Source organism: Psychrobacter proteolyticus (assembly GCF_038155145.1).
In the GTDB taxonomy this organism is placed as follows: Bacteria; Pseudomonadota; Gammaproteobacteria; order Pseudomonadales; family Moraxellaceae; genus Psychrobacter; species Psychrobacter proteolyticus_B.
Window position 1 is genome coordinate 104,192 of record NZ_JBAKAY010000005.1, and the last position, 15,384, is coordinate 119,575.

13 protein-coding genes are annotated in these 15,384 nt (G+C 42.4%); 3 read left to right on the top strand and 10 right to left on the bottom strand.

The features are described from left to right. Positions 1 to 150: 150 nt before the first annotated feature. From sdhA to sdhC, 3 genes are all read right to left on the bottom strand, one after another. On the bottom strand, positions 151 to 2,001 hold the full coding sequence (gene sdhA, locus V6252_RS07750) for a succinate dehydrogenase flavoprotein subunit (RefSeq protein ID WP_057757857.1): 1,851 nt from the start codon (positions 1,999 to 2,001) through the stop codon (positions 151 to 153). 331 nt (positions 2,002 to 2,332) lie between these two features. Beyond that, positions 2,333 to 2,737 (bottom strand): succinate dehydrogenase, hydrophobic membrane anchor protein, encoded by a 405-nt coding sequence (sdhD, locus tag V6252_RS07755; RefSeq protein ID WP_057762261.1) that lies wholly within the window; start codon positions 2,735 to 2,737, stop codon positions 2,333 to 2,335. Between the two features lie 2 nt (positions 2,738 to 2,739). Then, positions 2,740 to 3,126 carry a succinate dehydrogenase, cytochrome b556 subunit gene (gene sdhC, locus V6252_RS07760; protein WP_082624524.1) on the bottom strand — a complete coding sequence of 129 codons (387 nt, stop codon included), beginning with the start codon at positions 3,124 to 3,126 and terminating at the stop codon, positions 2,740 to 2,742. A gap of 1,017 nt (positions 3,127 to 4,143) precedes the next feature. On the opposite strand from sdhC, the gene gltA reads away from it, so the two are divergent. Beyond that, on the top strand, positions 4,144 to 5,424 hold the full coding sequence (gltA, locus tag V6252_RS07765) for a citrate synthase (RefSeq protein WP_057757851.1): 1,281 nt from the start codon (positions 4,144 to 4,146) through the stop codon (positions 5,422 to 5,424). A 132-nt stretch (positions 5,425 to 5,556) separates the two neighbouring features. Here gltA and V6252_RS07770 read toward each other — a convergent pair whose 3' ends face one another. Both V6252_RS07770 and V6252_RS07775 read right to left on the bottom strand, forming a co-directional pair. Further along, entirely contained in the window at positions 5,557 to 6,486 is a 930-nt protein-coding gene (locus tag V6252_RS07770) for a hypothetical protein (RefSeq protein ID WP_341609979.1), read from the bottom strand. 219 nt (positions 6,487 to 6,705) lie between these two features. Further along, complete coding sequence (locus V6252_RS07775) at positions 6,706 to 7,239, bottom strand: type IV secretion protein Rhs (protein WP_341609980.1); 534 nt, start codon at positions 7,237 to 7,239, stop codon at positions 6,706 to 6,708. Between the two features lie 444 nt (positions 7,240 to 7,683). Between V6252_RS07775 and V6252_RS07780 the strand changes: the two genes are divergently transcribed. Both V6252_RS07780 and ribBA read left to right on the top strand, forming a co-directional pair. Then, positions 7,684 to 8,973: a replication-associated recombination protein A gene (locus tag V6252_RS07780; RefSeq protein ID WP_341609981.1), complete on the top strand. Its 1,290-nt coding sequence runs from the start codon at positions 7,684 to 7,686 to the stop codon at positions 8,971 to 8,973. Positions 8,974 to 9,360: 387 nt separating this feature from the next. Then, positions 9,361 to 10,473 carry a bifunctional 3,4-dihydroxy-2-butanone-4-phosphate synthase/GTP cyclohydrolase II gene (ribBA, locus tag V6252_RS07785; RefSeq protein WP_341609982.1) on the top strand — a complete coding sequence of 371 codons (1,113 nt, stop codon included), beginning with the start codon at positions 9,361 to 9,363 and terminating at the stop codon, positions 10,471 to 10,473. 141 nt (positions 10,474 to 10,614) lie between these two features. Here ribBA and V6252_RS07790 read toward each other — a convergent pair whose 3' ends face one another. From V6252_RS07790 to V6252_RS07810, 5 genes are all read right to left on the bottom strand, one after another. Beyond that, complete coding sequence (locus tag V6252_RS07790) at positions 10,615 to 11,106, bottom strand: acyl-CoA thioesterase (protein WP_341609983.1); 492 nt, start codon at positions 11,104 to 11,106, stop codon at positions 10,615 to 10,617. A 52-nt stretch (positions 11,107 to 11,158) separates the two neighbouring features. Continuing rightward, complete coding sequence (locus tag V6252_RS07795; protein WP_341609984.1) at positions 11,159 to 12,193, bottom strand: hypothetical protein; 1,035 nt, start codon at positions 12,191 to 12,193, stop codon at positions 11,159 to 11,161. A gap of 60 nt (positions 12,194 to 12,253) precedes the next feature. Next, positions 12,254 to 13,246 (bottom strand): uroporphyrinogen-III synthase, encoded by a 993-nt coding sequence (locus V6252_RS07800; protein WP_425355870.1) that lies wholly within the window; start codon positions 13,244 to 13,246, stop codon positions 12,254 to 12,256. Positions 13,247 to 13,365: 119 nt separating this feature from the next. Continuing rightward, entirely contained in the window at positions 13,366 to 14,400 is a 1,035-nt protein-coding gene (gene hemC / locus V6252_RS07805) for a hydroxymethylbilane synthase (RefSeq protein WP_341609986.1), read from the bottom strand. A gap of 228 nt (positions 14,401 to 14,628) precedes the next feature. Next, entirely contained in the window at positions 14,629 to 15,366 is a 738-nt protein-coding gene (locus tag V6252_RS07810; RefSeq protein WP_102078269.1) for a LytR/AlgR family response regulator transcription factor, read from the bottom strand. Positions 15,367 to 15,384: the final 18 nt, after the last annotated feature.

A 15,384-nucleotide genomic window follows, 5' to 3' on the forward strand; every position in this document is an offset into this window, starting at 1 on the left:
TACTGATAACCAGTATCGGATACCAATTAATAGCGTAGTAGCGCTGGCATGAGCATGTAGCTGGCGGTCACCTTTTTAATAAATTAATAAGGGATAAAACGTTAACACTGCTGTTATCTATCAACTATATATAAAGTATGCAGTCTAGAATTAGTAGACGCGAACTTTTGGTTCGATATAATCAACAGTTAATGGCACTTTACGTACTGGCTTATAAATGATGCGATTGCCTTCAGAGTACCATAAAGTATGCTTCATCCAATCATGGTCATTACGGCCGTTAGGTGCGTAATCATCATCTTCTGGACGATCATAATCAGATACACTGTGTGCGCCGCGGCTTTCATGACGCTTCGCTGCAGATATCATTGTCGCTTTTGCTACTTCATATAAGTTAGCAACTTCGAATGCTTCAATACGTGCTGTGTTGAACACTTGTGATTTATCGCCAAGATGGATCTTGTCAATTTTTTCACCTAGCGCTAAAATCTTCTCAACACCTTCGTCCATCATCGCTTGCGTACGGAATACACTAGCGTGTTTTTGCATCGTAGCACGAATCTCATCAGCCACATCTTGAGCGTTGTAGCCTTCAGTAGACTGTTGCAATTTGTCTAAACGCTTCACTGTAAAATCAAGTACACGCGGATCAAGCGGCTTATAGTTATGATCAGCATGATGGAACTCATCAACGATATGCTTACCAGCTGCACGGCCAAATACCAATAGATCTAGTAAAGAGTTCGTACCTAGACGGTTAGCACCATGTACACTGACACAAGCACACTCGCCGATTGCATAAAGACCTTTAACAACGTTGCCTTTAGCATATAGGCCGTCTTCATCAGTACCTGCTTCTAGATCCGGTACAATCACTTGACCATGAATAGTGGTTGGAATACCGCCCATCATGTAGTGAATGGTTGGGATTACTGGAATTGGCTCTTTAGTGATATCAACGTTAGCGAAGTTTTTACCAATCTCAAATACTGATGGTAGACGCTTCATAATAGTTTCAACACCTAAATGCGTCATATCCATTACGATATGGTCAGCATTAGGACCACAACCACGGCCTTCTTTGATTTCTTGGTCCATTGAGCGCGATACGAGATCACGCGGTGCCAAGTCTTTCACGGTTGGTGCATAACGCTCCATAAACGCTTCGCCATCTTTATTACGCAAGATAGCACCTTCACCACGGCAACCTTCAGTCAATAGTACACCTGCACCATGAACACCAGTTGGGTGGAATTGCCAGAACTCCATGTCTTGTAATGGAATACCAGCACGTACTGCCATGCCAATACCGTCACCAGTATTGATATAAGCATTGGTAGAAGCTGCGAAGATACGACCAGCACCACCTGTTGCTAGGACAGTAATTGGTGACTGGAATACTGCAATCGTACCCGTCTCTTGCTCAAGTGCGACGACACCGTTGATGTTACCAGCTTCGTCTTTGATCAAGTCAAGGGCGATCCACTCGATAAAGAACTCAGTGCCCTGCTCTAGGTTTTTCTGATATAGCGTATGTAATAGTGCGTGACCTGTACGGTCAGCAGCGGCACAAGCACGTTGTACTGCTTTTTCGCCATAGTTAGACGTATGACCACCGAACGGACGCTGATAGATCGTACCATCTTCGTTACGGTCAAACGGCATGCCCATGTGCTCAAGCTCATAGACTACTTTTGGCGCTTCACGGCACATATATTCGATAGCGTCTTGGTCACCCAACCAATCTGAACCTTTAACGGTATCATAGAAGTGAAAGTGCCAGTTGTCATTGCTCATGTTGCCCAAACTTGCACCGATACCACCCTGAGCGGCAACTGTGTGCGAACGCGTTGGGAATACTTTGGTAAGGACTGCAACCTTCATGCCCGCTTCCGCTAAATGCAATGAAGCACGCATACCTGAGCCGCCGCCACCAACGATAACTGCATCGTAGTTTAGGGTCTTGATATTACTAATGGTATTGTCTTGTCTAGTTGCCATTACGGTTTTCCTAATGCCTGTTAATGCGTAAAAGTAAATCAAAGACTGTTTAAGACATCTCTATTACAGCTATAAAGGCCTATTATTTGGCCATTTCGTACGCTTATAAAATAAAGAGTCTCAATAATCATTAACCACTTAACTTGCATATTTATCGTTATACTGAACTAAGCCTACTCAACTATAATCAGATTAGCTGATCAGTAATGCCAGTCCAATGCTATGACTATTCTTGGCTATCAACGGATGACTCTAAAATACTTTGCCAACTAATGTAGCAGTTGGATGCATCCGTCGTTATATACAGATATCAGAGCTTTTTATGAGATGGTTAAACGGCAGCGATACCGAAACCGTTACCCCAAAAAATCATGATGCCCCAAAATAGAAATACTAAAATAGCGATAATCATCAATGACTGTAGTACTAAACGTAAACCTGCTGCGCTTGAACCCAGTTTGCCTGTTGTAATATAGTCAGTAAATACTGTCCACATCCCAACCCAAGCATGTCCAGCTAGTGCAAGTACTGCAACCAAGCTGAATAGACGCATCGGTAGGCTGGTCATAAATGATGACCATTCAACAAAAGTGACATCGCCATGGGTCAAAAAGAAGCCCAGCAACACCACACTATAGACGGCTAAAACAACAGCACTAATACGCTGAATAATCCAATCACGTGAGCCTGAACCTGTCAGACCAGTAGCACTTTTGATTCCTGAATCATTTTTTATCATTAGAACATCACCCATACAAATGACGCGACAACTAAAATCGCTGCAATCACAAAACTGACCATAGAGGCAGTGCGGCCAGATTTTAGCTCTTCGTTCATGCCCATATCAGCAAATAAATGTTTGATACCCATTACAAAATGATATGCAATGGCGGCAACAAATATCCATGCTAAAAAGCGCACAAGTACGTTGTCAAATACGGTCGCAAAACTCTCAGGCGATGCCAATGAGTTCTGTAGTATCCATAACATGACAGGAATCAGTAAAAATAAAATAATGCCAGAGATACGATGCAAGATAGAGGCGATCGCGATCGGTGAGCGATTAACGCTAATCACTTGGCTTAAAGGCAGATCAATAGGTCGGTTGCTTTTCACAGCGGGCATCCTTTTGCGGTTATACTCCTGTATCTGCTATCAACGCCTGACATAAATAGTGCCAATTGAGCATTGAGCAACACACGAGACGAATAAAGTAAGGAAGAGCTAGCTGACTTCGTTTAGTTTGCGCTAAATATGAAGAAAGGATCATGTATATAAAGGTATTGATAGACTGTTCAATGTCGCTTGTCGAATCGACAGGCCTATCAAACAACCTATCTATTATACAACAAAGAAAATAAACATGAGTAACATCGACTAACCAGTCTATTTTAGAGGTCGTATGAATAGTAAGACAACGTTACTATGTCTTCTATATCAGAGCAGACCTTATATTAGGCACTTGAAATCTTGTGCCAAACAAATAAAAAGAATTGGTTAAGAAGAAAGTTCAAACCATAGAATGCGGTTTGGTCTATCGTAACTCCAGACAATCGTAAATAAGCATGAATAGAAGACGCTCTGAACGACACTATAACATGGTCATTTATTAATTCGCGCAAAGCTAGTGCCAGTTAATTCCTACAATTATAAAATGCCTGAGCAATAATTACAAATTTATCCATTCAGTAAGAATATATACATATTTAATCAATAAATGAATGGGTAAGGATAATACTGTTTTTAACAGTATTTATTATGACAAACTTTAATCCGCTTACTAGGCATAGTCTGCCAGTTTTTAGTATCATTATTTATGAGTTTTGTCTCTAAAATATATTAAGAGACTCAAAATACTGGCCTGATAATGATGCTATAAACTTGCTCAAAAACAGATGGATTTTAAGCAAAATAACCTGACAGACATATTTTGATACAAAAATTACAGCGAATAACTACCGCCACACCGCGCCAATTGGACACATGGTCCATAAAAGTTTTTTCAAATCATCAAGAATTGCTGCTAATATACCCTGCGTACTAAATGAGTTGAATGCACTTTTACCGTTCAACCGACAATGACGCGAGGGTATGCGTCTGTAGTAATTTATTCTAACAAGTCAAACCAATGGAGAGCAATTTATGGCTGATACTAATGCCAAACTAACCGTGAATGGTGAAGAATACGAACTTCCTATTATTAAAGGTACTTTAGGGCGCCCAGTTATCGATATTGCTGCTTTACAAGAATCAGGATTTTGGTCTTATGACCCTGGTTTTAAAGTAACTGCTCCTGTTGAATCAAAGATTACTTATATTGATGGTGGCAAAGGCGAGTTATTACACCGCGGCTACCCTATCGACGAGCTAGCGAACAATGCTGAATACCTAGAAGTTGCTTATGCACTTTTACATGGTGACCTACCTACTGCTGAACAAAAAGCAGAATTTTTTGAAAAAATCCGCGAGCATACTCCTGTTCATGATCAATTGCGTAAGTTTTTTGAAGGCTTCCGCCGTGACGCGCATCCAATGGCTATCATGGTTGGTGTCGTTGGTGCTTTATCAGCGTTCTATCATGAAGACCTAGACGTGAGCAACGAAGAACATCGCGAAATCACAGCTATTCGTTTGATTGCTAAGATGCCTACGCTTGCTGCGATGAGTTATAAATACTCACAAGGCGAACCGTTCATGTATCCGCGTAATGACTTTAACTACGCAGAAAACTTCTTATACATGATGTTTGCAACGCCTGCTGACGTAGACTATGAGAAAAACGACGTTATCACTCGCGCAATGGACAAAATCTTTACCTTACACGCTGACCATGAGCAAAACGCTTCTACGTCAACGGTACGTTTGGCTGGTTCTACTGGCGCAAACCCTTATGCGTGTATCGCTGCTGGTATCGCAGCCCTTTGGGGACCATCACATGGCGGCGCGAACGAAGCTGTTCTTGAGATGCTAGATGAAATCGGTACTGTTGAGAACGTGCCTGAATTCATGGAAAAAGTGAAGAGCCGTGAAGTGAAGCTAATGGGCTTTGGTCACCGTGTTTACAAAAACTTCGATCCACGCGCTCAAGTAATGAAAGAGACTTGTGATGAAGTACTAGAAGCACTAGGTATCAACGATCCTAAGCTTGAATTGGCAATGGCACTAGAGAAAATTGCGTTAGAAGACCCGTTCTTCATCGAGCGTAACCTATATCCAAACGTTGATTTCTACTCCGGTATCATCTTGAAAGCCATTGGTATCCCAACGTCAATGTTTACCGTAATCTTTGCGTTGGCTCGTACTTCAGGTTGGATCAGCCATTGGTTAGAGATGCACAGCGCTCCGTTCAAAATCGGTCGTCCACGTCAGTTATACACTGGTGAAACGCGCCGTGATTTTGTAAAAGTTGAAGATCGCAAGTAAGCAAAAATAATATTTATCCAATAAAAAATCCCGCCATCGTGCGGGATTTTTTATTGTTTTAACTTTCTTTATTCGATACTGACTATTTTATGAGAAATGACTAACTAAATAAGTTTATAAAAGTATAGTCAGTTACTGAAACTCTTTTAACGTTTGCTCATATTTGGCAATTTGCTCATCGTATCCTTCGATAGTTTCATTAAATTTAGCCATCAATGCTTCAAACTCTTGTTGCTGCTTCTGTTTCATTTGCTGCATATCAACCACTTGTTGAGCTTCTATTTGCTCCCATACCTGATGCTGAATGATTAAACGGGCAAGTGCTGGACTTTTTGCACTTACTCTACCAGCAATCTCTGCATGCTCAAATAACTGCGGAACCAACGTCGCCACATTGATTAATGTATCAGAATCCTCTGCACTAAGCGGTGTTGTCACTGGTTGATACAAGGCATCCATGGTTTGCTGATAGCGTTCTATAATTTGGTCCTCGGTCAACATAACAGGTTTACGCGGCTCAAGACTGATGCGTTTTAAAACCGTTAAGTCACGCTTACCAACTTCAGTGCTAGTATTGACGTCAACCTCTGCATCTACATTCGTATTATTGTCTATCGGGGCGATATCGATATTCGATGACGCCACTTCTTCAGAACTGGTAGTAGTATTTGCGTTAGGAGCGGTATCATCGGTCGCTACTTCGTTATTACTATCTGTATCTTCACTATTATTAGTATTCAGTAATAAAAGCTCCTCACTGTCTGACGCATCTGCCGCTTGCAATGACTCATATTCTGCTTGCAATCGTCTCTGTAAACTCTGCGCTTGTGCGACATATATCGGCTGAAATTGTTTTATGCGCGCCGCAGCTGAGTCACTTTTTGGCATAGGCTGACTGTCTTCTACGCTTGTTTTTTCGCTGGTTTGACTGTCATCAGCTACAGGTGATGTGTCAGACTGCTGACAGCCTGTCAAAAACAACACTCCTGACAGTGCGGCTACAAGCAAGGTTGGTGGATATCGAGTATCAACATTAGGCTTTACTGACAAAAATTTAAACATGAGAGGGCATATCCTTTGGTAAAGCAAAATTATTAAAGGGTAAATTACAACTGCGGTTCATTATTCTTTGATTTTTCGCAACACAACAGACTGTTAAATCGTTCAACTTACTTATCCAGTATTTACCAAACTGACCTATGTTTCAGTTAATGTATAGCTCAATCGTTCTCTAATTCGGTTATGACTTATCATAGCTAAGCTTACTGTTACTTTTAAAAATTAGATGACTGATGCATCATCAGTACTTTCTGCCTTAACAGTAGACTGCACCGTCAAGAATGGAATACAAGCTTCCCACTCTTGGCAATTCTGACCACGCTGACGACGGACAAAATAGTCTTGTACCATGTGTGCCTGCTGTTCAATACCATACTTAAAGAACGATTTACCTGTTTCTAACACGTAGTCATATTTTCGGTTGATGATTGCTCCGCGTACCACTTTTAAGCCTTGCTGTAACTGCCATACGTGCGTTAGCTCGTGTATGAGCCAGCTTTGTTTGCTCAGTGGAGCTTCGCTAAAATCCTTAATCCAATCGACTGAATTAAAGTAAATATTGCCATTAGGGCTAACTGCATAATGTTTTAGTACCCACCACGCTGTCTTTAACTGCACTTCATCAAGTTTGATGCTGTCACCAAATACTGAATACGCCAACGCTATCTCGCCAGCTGTCAGATAACGTGATTGCTGCTTGCCTGTATCACTATGCAAGTAACGATTGAATAAGCGTTTGAGAGTCGATTCAGACATCGTTAATGCAATACCTTATATTTGATAAGCCATTTTTAGTTCTTAATAGTTAACAGTCGCAATTAGCCAAATTTTCCTATCGATACGGTAGAACCGTTAACAGTAGAGCCGTTAATATAGATGAATGATGAAAACTAAAGTGCTCAGGACACAAGCTATACGCTTAGATAGCTTTCATTAACATATTTTTGCGTTAGCCTAGCCTGTATGACTTATAACAAGTACCATCCTTATAAACTAGCCTACTTCTACTGCTGATGTCTAATACTCATTACTATTATAAAATTGCTGCGAAAATCATGCCAAACGTATATGAGTGCCAAAACCCAATAAGAATGATAAAGGTAGCCTAGTATGCTGTTATTTGGGTCTAACTATAGAGACCTTGCCATTACTACCATTACAGCTAGTAGATAGCTTTTTCATTTTTCGATAGAGAGTCTTATGTCACCTAACTTCCATGCCGATACCCCACTTGCTCAGCGTATGCGCCCTACTTCTCTTACCGAAATCATTGGTCAAGAGCATTTGCTGGCAGCTGGCGCACCGTTACGACGTTTAGTAGATCAAGGGCATCTGCCATCTATTATCCTGCACGGTGAAGCAGGTATTGGCAAAACAACCATTGCGATGTTGTTAGCCGATGCCGTGAATAGACCTTTTTATGCGCTCTCCGCGTTAAATACTGGTGTCAAACAGTTACGTGAAGTCTTAGATAGTAAAGATTCATTGGCATTTGAATCACCTGTAGTCTTTATTGATGAGATTCATCGCTTTAACAAAGCACAGCAAGATGCACTTTTGGGTGCGGTAGAGTCTGGTGACATTACTTTGATTGGTGCTACCACTGAAAACCCATCATTTAGTGTCAATAACGCTCTACTATCACGTTGCCAAGTATATCGTTTAGAGCCGTTAACACCTGAGCAGATAAGTGCCGTGCTACAACGAGCGCTTTCAGAAGACAATATACTCAAAAAGTTAACCGTCGACTTACAAGCAAAAGATACCATTAGTCAGCTGGCTCATGGTGATGCTAGAAAAGCGCTAAATTTATTAGAGTTAGCGATTCAAACAGCTGATGCAAAGCAGTCGCCAGTGATTATCGATGATGAATTGATTAGCCGAGTGGCACAGACTGCTTTGGTAAGATATGACAAAGATGGTGAGCAGCATTACGATATTATCTCAGCGATGATAAAGTCAGTCCGTGGCTCAGATCCGGATGCGGCATTATATTGGATGGCACGTATGCTCGTCGGCGGTGAGCCTGCTGATTTTATTGCGCGGCGCTTGGTGATTTTGGCCAGTGAAGATATTGGTAATGCCAATCCTAATGCCTTACTCCTAGCTGATGCGGCATTACGTAGTGTGCAATCTATTGGTATGCCAGAAGCGCGTATTATTTTGGGTCAAGTCGTGGTGTATCTAGCGACCAGTGCCAAAAGCAATAGCACTTATAAAGCGATCAATGCTGCGATGGCGTTGGCTGAAAAAGATGCCTCACCTGTACCGCTACATTTGCGCAATGGTGTGACCAAACTGATGCGTAGTCAAGGCTACGGTCAAGGTTATGCTTACCCGCATGATTATCCTAACCATTACTATCCTCAAAGCTACTTGCCAGATAATTTGGTTGGTACCAGTTTCTACGAGTTTGCAGATAATCAGCGAGAACAGCACAGTAAACAGTTTATGGATTGGCTAAAAAGCCAAGCAGCGAGTAATGACTAACTACGATATAGATTAATAAAAATATAACGCACAGATTTACGAGTCAGTTTTAATGTTCATTGATAATATTTATGACTATTTTTGACATACTGAACGATATAGTGGGAAGATGGCGCAGCACGTGACGCTGAAAAGCGTTAAAATAACCTCATAATGATATATACAAGCAATTAAGCAAGTCACTTTTATATCAAATTATATTGCTTATAGCGCGATTTACTTGACCGTAGTAGCGCTTTGCTTGACCGTAACAGCGCTTTGCTTGACCGTAACAGCGCTTTGCTTGACCGTAACAGCGCTTTGTATTATCTACTGCTACAATAAGCAGATAGAGCCTTATATTCTAAATGACACCTATTTATAAATAATAAAATATTGAGATTTACTATGAGTTTAAATGCAATCCCTGAGATTATCGAAGATATTCGTGCTGGAAAAATGGTCATCTTGATGGATGATGAAGACCGCGAAAACGAAGGTGATATCATCATGGCAGCGACGCATGTGCGCCCTGAAGATATTAACTTTATGATTACTCACGCGCGTGGCTTGGTTTGTTTGACCTTATCACAAGCGCGTTGCCAGCAATTGGCACTGCCACTTATGTCAGATCGTAACGAGGCTAAATTTAGCACCAATTTTACTGTCTCGATTGAAGCGGCTGAAGGCGTCACAACGGGTATTTCTGCTGGTGATCGTGCACGTACTATTCAGGCAGCGGTATCTTCATCAGCAAAGCCTGAAGACATCGTTCAGCCTGGACATATTTTTCCAATTATGGCACAAAACGGTGGTGTTCTTCACCGTGCAGGCCATACAGAAGCGGGTTGTGATTTAGCACGTTTAGCAGGTCTAGAGCCTGCAGCGGTGATTGTAGAGATTATCAATGCAGATGGTACGATGGCGCGCCGTGACGACCTTGAAATATTTGCAAAAGAACATGACATCAAGATAGGCACGATTGCTGACCTTATCAATTATCGTATCGCTAATGAGCAAACGGTCGAAGAGATTGAGTCACATCCGTTTGAAACTGAACACGGTACTTTTACGCTACATCGCTTCCGTGAGTTTGGCGCTGAAGAAACACATTTAGCCTTGGTAAAAGGTGATGTTAGCGAAGGCGTCAGCACTGTACGTGTACACGGTTTCCACCCATTACGCGATTTGTTTGCAGCTAAAAACGATATGACTGGCCGTAGTGGCTGGAGCGTACAGTCAGCACTAGAAGAAATCAGTGCTTCAGATCGCGGTGTGTTGGTATGGATTGGTAACAATCAGCCAGTTGATTTGGGAGATGCGCTGGACAAAGCCGCAGACAATGAGTCTCAATCAACCATCACGCAACAGCCATATCGTAGCATCGGTGTTGGTGCACAGATATTACGTCATTTAGGTGTCCGTGATATGCGCTTATTATCATCGCCAATGAAGTTTTTTGCATTGTCAGGTTTTGATCTAAACGTGGTTGACTTTGTTCATGCGCCGCAACAAGACTAAAAACTGTTTAAGAGTTTAGTTGAAGAATGAGTTATTAAAAAGGCACGCTGACATGATGTTAGCGTGCCTTTTTTGTTTTTAGCTTTTAATTTATGATAATTTTTTTGAAAAAATGAACAATCGACTCACATAGAAACCAACCTAAAGCTCAGGCGTATGACCAAACTTGGCTTCCAGTGCTAGCAGCTGTTGACGCTCTGCTGCTGTCCATGGCAATTTACCTTTTCCCTCACTATCCAGACGCACTACCACAGCCTCTGCCGTAGCAACGATTGTTTCTTGCGCGGTACTATAGTAACTATATTCCATCGCCATACTCGTATTGCCCAAACGCTTACAACGAACCCCTAACAATAACGTATCAGGATAGGTAACTGGGCGTAAATACTGACAGCTAGACTGGGCTAAAACAGTGACCATACTCCCATCAAACATACCTAGCGCATGCAGATAGCTGATACGTGCTGACTCAGCGTAACGATAGTAAACCACATTGTTCAGGTGATTGAAGGCATCCATCTCACCCCACTGTATAGGCTGATGATGAATAACAGGATAATGAGCTAGCAACTCAGGGCGGTGTTCGTTTGCTGTATCAGATATAGATGTCGAGCTTTCATTAGAATGGGTCATTGCTTACCTTACGTTTTATATTTTCTGTATTAACTATTGTGACTAGCTTCCGTTAGCGTTGAGGCTTATCCAAAATTTCTGTCGTCAATAATAGCGTTGGTTTTGGTGCATGAGCGATCAACTGATTTAGCCATACAATTACTTCTGGTATGTCACTCGGTGCTTTCATTGTCTCAAGATTACTTTGACCATCGATTGGTTTTTTATCTGCTTGTACAATGCCAATCGCACCAGCTTGTGCTGACTTTTTATTGTCGCTAGTTGAAGCTTTAGGTACCAACGTTTTTAACTGTTTGCGTGCTTGCGTCAAATAGCTGACCAGTTGATCCTGCTTACGCATATTGCTGGCTTGGCTTGCTAGATTCAACGTCATGATGACTTCATGGATAGTGAGCTGACGACGCGTTAGATTTGCGTCATTAGTCGCTGAGGTATCAGTAGCATTGGTTGTTTTGAGCTGCTGCCTGTTCTCAGTAGCTGCATCTACCAGCTCTCGACGCTGTAAATCCGTACCTTCATAACTGCCAAGACGCTCATGACTGTGCAAAAATTCCTGAATGTTTTGAATCGCAAGATTTTGTATTTGCCATGGGCTTGGCTGTGAGCTTTGTGCCTGCAGACGCTCAATATCTTTGAGCAAACTTTGCTTGATAACGATGGTTAGCGCAGGCGCAATCTCATTACTGCTTTGCGATAACTGCCAATGTAGACCTCGCAATAACTCAATCGCGGCACTGTCATTACTATCCGCCAACAGTCTATCAGCAGCTTTGATTTGGATACGCAACAGATCTAATTGATTCTGAGCTTGGCTACTGGCCTTAACTCTAGGCTCTGGCAGCGTCTGCTGACTCATGGCAAATAGACGATCGTCCATTTCGTTTAGTCGACTGATTACTTGCTCATTGCTCTGCAAACGATCGTTGACACTATGCTGAAAGCGCTGCTGACTAATATATAGCCACAATAATGCAGCGATCAGTAATAAGATAACCAGCCATTGCATCCGTAGCAGCAAAATATTTGCTTGCCGGCGCTGCTGAACAGTTGAAGGATCCTTAGATAAGGACTCAGAATTCATTGACATAAGGCAGTACCGTTATTGGTATAGATAAACATGTTTAAAGCAAATGAGAAGTTTTAGGTATTATATTTTAGAATTAATGGCTGAGAGAATCGTATCTGGCGACAAATCCTCTACTCGCCAGTAGCTCAACTGCTGTGCTGCAACCATATTGGCAAGACGCTCACCCAACACAACGTAGGAAAAATCTTTTAACGTAAGCGAAGGCCGCTCTGCTATATCAGTCACTGCATCCGTATTTTGCTTTTTGTCTAACGTCTTTGATTGGTCGTCATTGACGATATTTGACCAATGCTCAAAAGCTGCCGCACTGCTGATGACGACAATTGGCTTTGGCTGCTTTGGTAGGGCAATATCTGACGTAGTACTATGAGTAAGAAAATCTTGTTGCCACTGCTGATACTCAGCTATTGCATCGATAGGCATTGTACGCTCGTACCAAGCAATACTATCGATATGTACACCGCGCGCCTGTAATGTATCAACCAATAATCGACGTCCACCAAGCCCGCGCCATATCAGTAATTTATCGCCTGCTTGTAAGCTATCGATTTCAGGCATTGCTAGCATGCCTTCGTTATTGGCCGTCTCAGGCTGAAGTATTTGATAGTTTGTTGTATCTATACGCACTTGACTGAACTCTGCCGCCGTTGCTTCACCAACCGCAACCAGAGGACTAGGTAGTGACAAGTCTTCTGAGAATCTCTGCACATACTTGCCATTACTATGTTTCGCTTTGTATTTACGCTTTTCATGTTCAAGTAATTGCCAAACGGCTAGCCCTGAAGCCGCCGCAGTTGGACTGACGATAACAAGTGCTTTGTACTCCCCCGCCATCCACTGACGCATTAATGCAATATCGATATCAGTTGTTGGTCGTGGTCGTAGCATCAACATTGGCATTTCAACCACTACCAATCCTGCCGCTTGCAAATGCTGAGTCAACGGTGCTGCTCGCTCTACTGGGCGAGTATTGATGACAACTTGCGGCATTACTTTTGACTTCTCATTAGCATAACTCTTATGAGAAGTTGTGTATGTAGATTGAGTTGGCATTGATGACATCGATATACCATGACAAAAAAAGAATGAAAAAAGTTCAAGCCTACAAAAATGGCTGATGCTTAGATAAGCCTATCTTGCGATTAATCAAGCCTATAGCGACTGTACTTTTACTACTCAGGCTGATAGATCGCTGACAAAATATCTCCTGCACCATCAGCAAGCAACATTTCTGCGACATCGATGCCCAATTGGTTGGCTTGGGCTTCTTGCTCGGCTTGCGACCCAACCAACGTAGCTCGTTTGTCTGCTTTCAACAATTCGCTACCATCGGCCTGACCCACTCGACCGCGTAGCCACAGCACATTCCCGCTGTCGTTATTGCCATTATCACCATTGTTGTCATTATTAGCACTGGTTTCTTCAGCTGTCTGCAAAACTGCATAAGCGGCGATCGGTACTTGGCAGCCGCCCTCTAAATGACGGTTCAGCGCGCGCTCAGCGATAAGTCGAATACGGGCTTTATCATCATTGAGTGGTGCAAGTAACTTGAGCACTTCTTCATCGCCTTCACGGCATTCGATTGCTAAAGCACCTTGCCCAACTGCAGGTAAGCAAGCTGCGATATCAAGCTCACCGCGTATTCTCTCGTCCAGCTCAATACGTTGCAAGCCGCTCGTTGCCAGAATAATGGCATCATATTCACCAACATCTAGCTTGCCCAAACGAGTGCCAACATTGCCGCGCAAGGTTTTGATTTGCAGGTCAGGACGATAGGCTTTGATCTGGCATTGACGACGTAAACTCGATGTCCCAACGACTGCACCTTGTGGTAGCTCATCAATACTATTATAAGTGTTTGAGACAAAGGCATCTGTTGGTGAGGCGCGTTTACAGTAGACGCCTAATGTGAGGCCTTCGGGAAGCTGCATGGGTACATCTTTTAGCGAGTGCACTGCAATATCAGCTTGCTTGTCATACAGCGCTTGCTCAAGCTCTTTTACAAACAATCCTTTGCCACCGATTTTGGCCAAAGGTGTATCCAAAATCTTGTCACCCTTAGTGACAATTTTTAGTAAATTAATCGTTAGATTAGGATACAACGCCAATAAACGATCACGGATATGCTCGGCCTGCCATAAGGCTAAAGGACTTTGACGTGTAGCGATATTTAGAGTAGTCAAAATAGGTTGCTGCGGATTGCTCATAAAGGGCCTCAATAAGTTCGATACTAATACTGTAGTGGCTATAGTCCCTATGTCAGTACTATTTATATTTATACTGAATAATATCGATATTACTCGATAGGGCAAATTTGCCAAAGCATAGGCGACTCAAATGATTAATAGTAGATGCTGACGCAAAAAAATACCCCTATTTAAGCATAAATAAGGGTTTGATGATATGGAATGATTGGTCGCTATCAGGACAGCCTATTACATGCTTTGAATTTTATCACGTAAGGCAGGTAAGTGACGACGGCTTACCGCTAGCGTCTCATCAATACCTTTAAAACGTATCTGATACTGGCCTGCGTCTAGAGTTTCTAAAAAGTCCAAATAACTAAGATTGATGATGGCATTGCGATGTACTCGGAACAGACGATCATCAAACTCTTGCTCTAACTCTTTTAGCGTTTCATCAATCAATACCATGCCATCTTTGTGACGTACTTTGACGTATTTTTGATCTGCTGCAAAATAGTAGATATCTTTTAGCTTAATCAGTTCAACACCGCGATGCGTACGAGCAGCGATATGTTCACGTATTGGACGTGCTGTCGGGTCTTCAAGCTTACGAATTTCGTTTAATTGAGCGGCATTTAGGTTCTTTGCTTTGTTTAATGCCTCTAGTAGTTCATCTTTGTTTGCAGGTTTCAACAAATAGCCAATTGCATTGGCTTTTAACGCTGCGATCGCATAATGGTCGTATGCCGTCACAAATATAATCGCTGGTGGATGCTCAAGTTTGGCAAGCTCTTGAGCACAGCGCACGCCGTCCATTTCAGGCATTCGGATATCTAATAATATGATATCTGGCTGCTGGGTTTTTACAGCGACGATGGCTTCTGCACCTGTTGTGGCCTGAGCAACTACCTCATGGCCTGACTCCTGTACAATTCTCACCAAGCGCTCACGCGCTAGGGGCTCATCATCACAAACTACGATACGCATGCAAACTCCCATCCAAGG

What these genes read in the sequence shown, in the direction of transcription:
- sdhA (WP_057757857.1), bottom strand. Translation starts at nt 2,001, where the DNA reads ATGGCAACTAGACAAGACAATACCATTAGTAATATCAAGACCCTAAAC.
- sdhC (WP_082624524.1), bottom strand. Translation starts at nt 3,126, where the DNA reads ATGCCCGCTGTGAAAAGCAACCGACCTATTGATCTGCCTTTAAGCCAA.
- gltA (WP_057757851.1), top strand. Translation starts at nt 4,144, where the DNA reads ATGGCTGATACTAATGCCAAACTAACCGTGAATGGTGAAGAATACGAA.
- V6252_RS07770 (WP_341609979.1), bottom strand. Translation starts at nt 6,486, where the DNA reads ATGTTTAAATTTTTGTCAGTAAAGCCTAATGTTGATACTCGATATCCA.
- V6252_RS07775 (WP_341609980.1), bottom strand. Translation starts at nt 7,239, where the DNA reads ATGTCTGAATCGACTCTCAAACGCTTATTCAATCGTTACTTGCATAGT.
- V6252_RS07780 (WP_341609981.1), top strand. Translation starts at nt 7,684, where the DNA reads ATGTCACCTAACTTCCATGCCGATACCCCACTTGCTCAGCGTATGCGC.
- ribBA (WP_341609982.1), top strand. Translation starts at nt 9,361, where the DNA reads ATGAGTTTAAATGCAATCCCTGAGATTATCGAAGATATTCGTGCTGGA.
- V6252_RS07790 (WP_341609983.1), bottom strand. Translation starts at nt 11,106, where the DNA reads ATGACCCATTCTAATGAAAGCTCGACATCTATATCTGATACAGCAAAC.
- V6252_RS07795 (WP_341609984.1), bottom strand. Translation starts at nt 12,193, where the DNA reads ATGTCAATGAATTCTGAGTCCTTATCTAAGGATCCTTCAACTGTTCAG.
- V6252_RS07800 (WP_425355870.1), bottom strand. Translation starts at nt 13,246, where the DNA reads ATGCCAACTCAATCTACATACACAACTTCTCATAAGAGTTATGCTAAT.
- hemC (WP_341609986.1), bottom strand. Translation starts at nt 14,400, where the DNA reads ATGAGCAATCCGCAGCAACCTATTTTGACTACTCTAAATATCGCTACA.
- V6252_RS07810 (WP_102078269.1), bottom strand. Translation starts at nt 15,366, where the DNA reads ATGCGTATCGTAGTTTGTGATGATGAGCCCCTAGCGCGTGAGCGCTTG.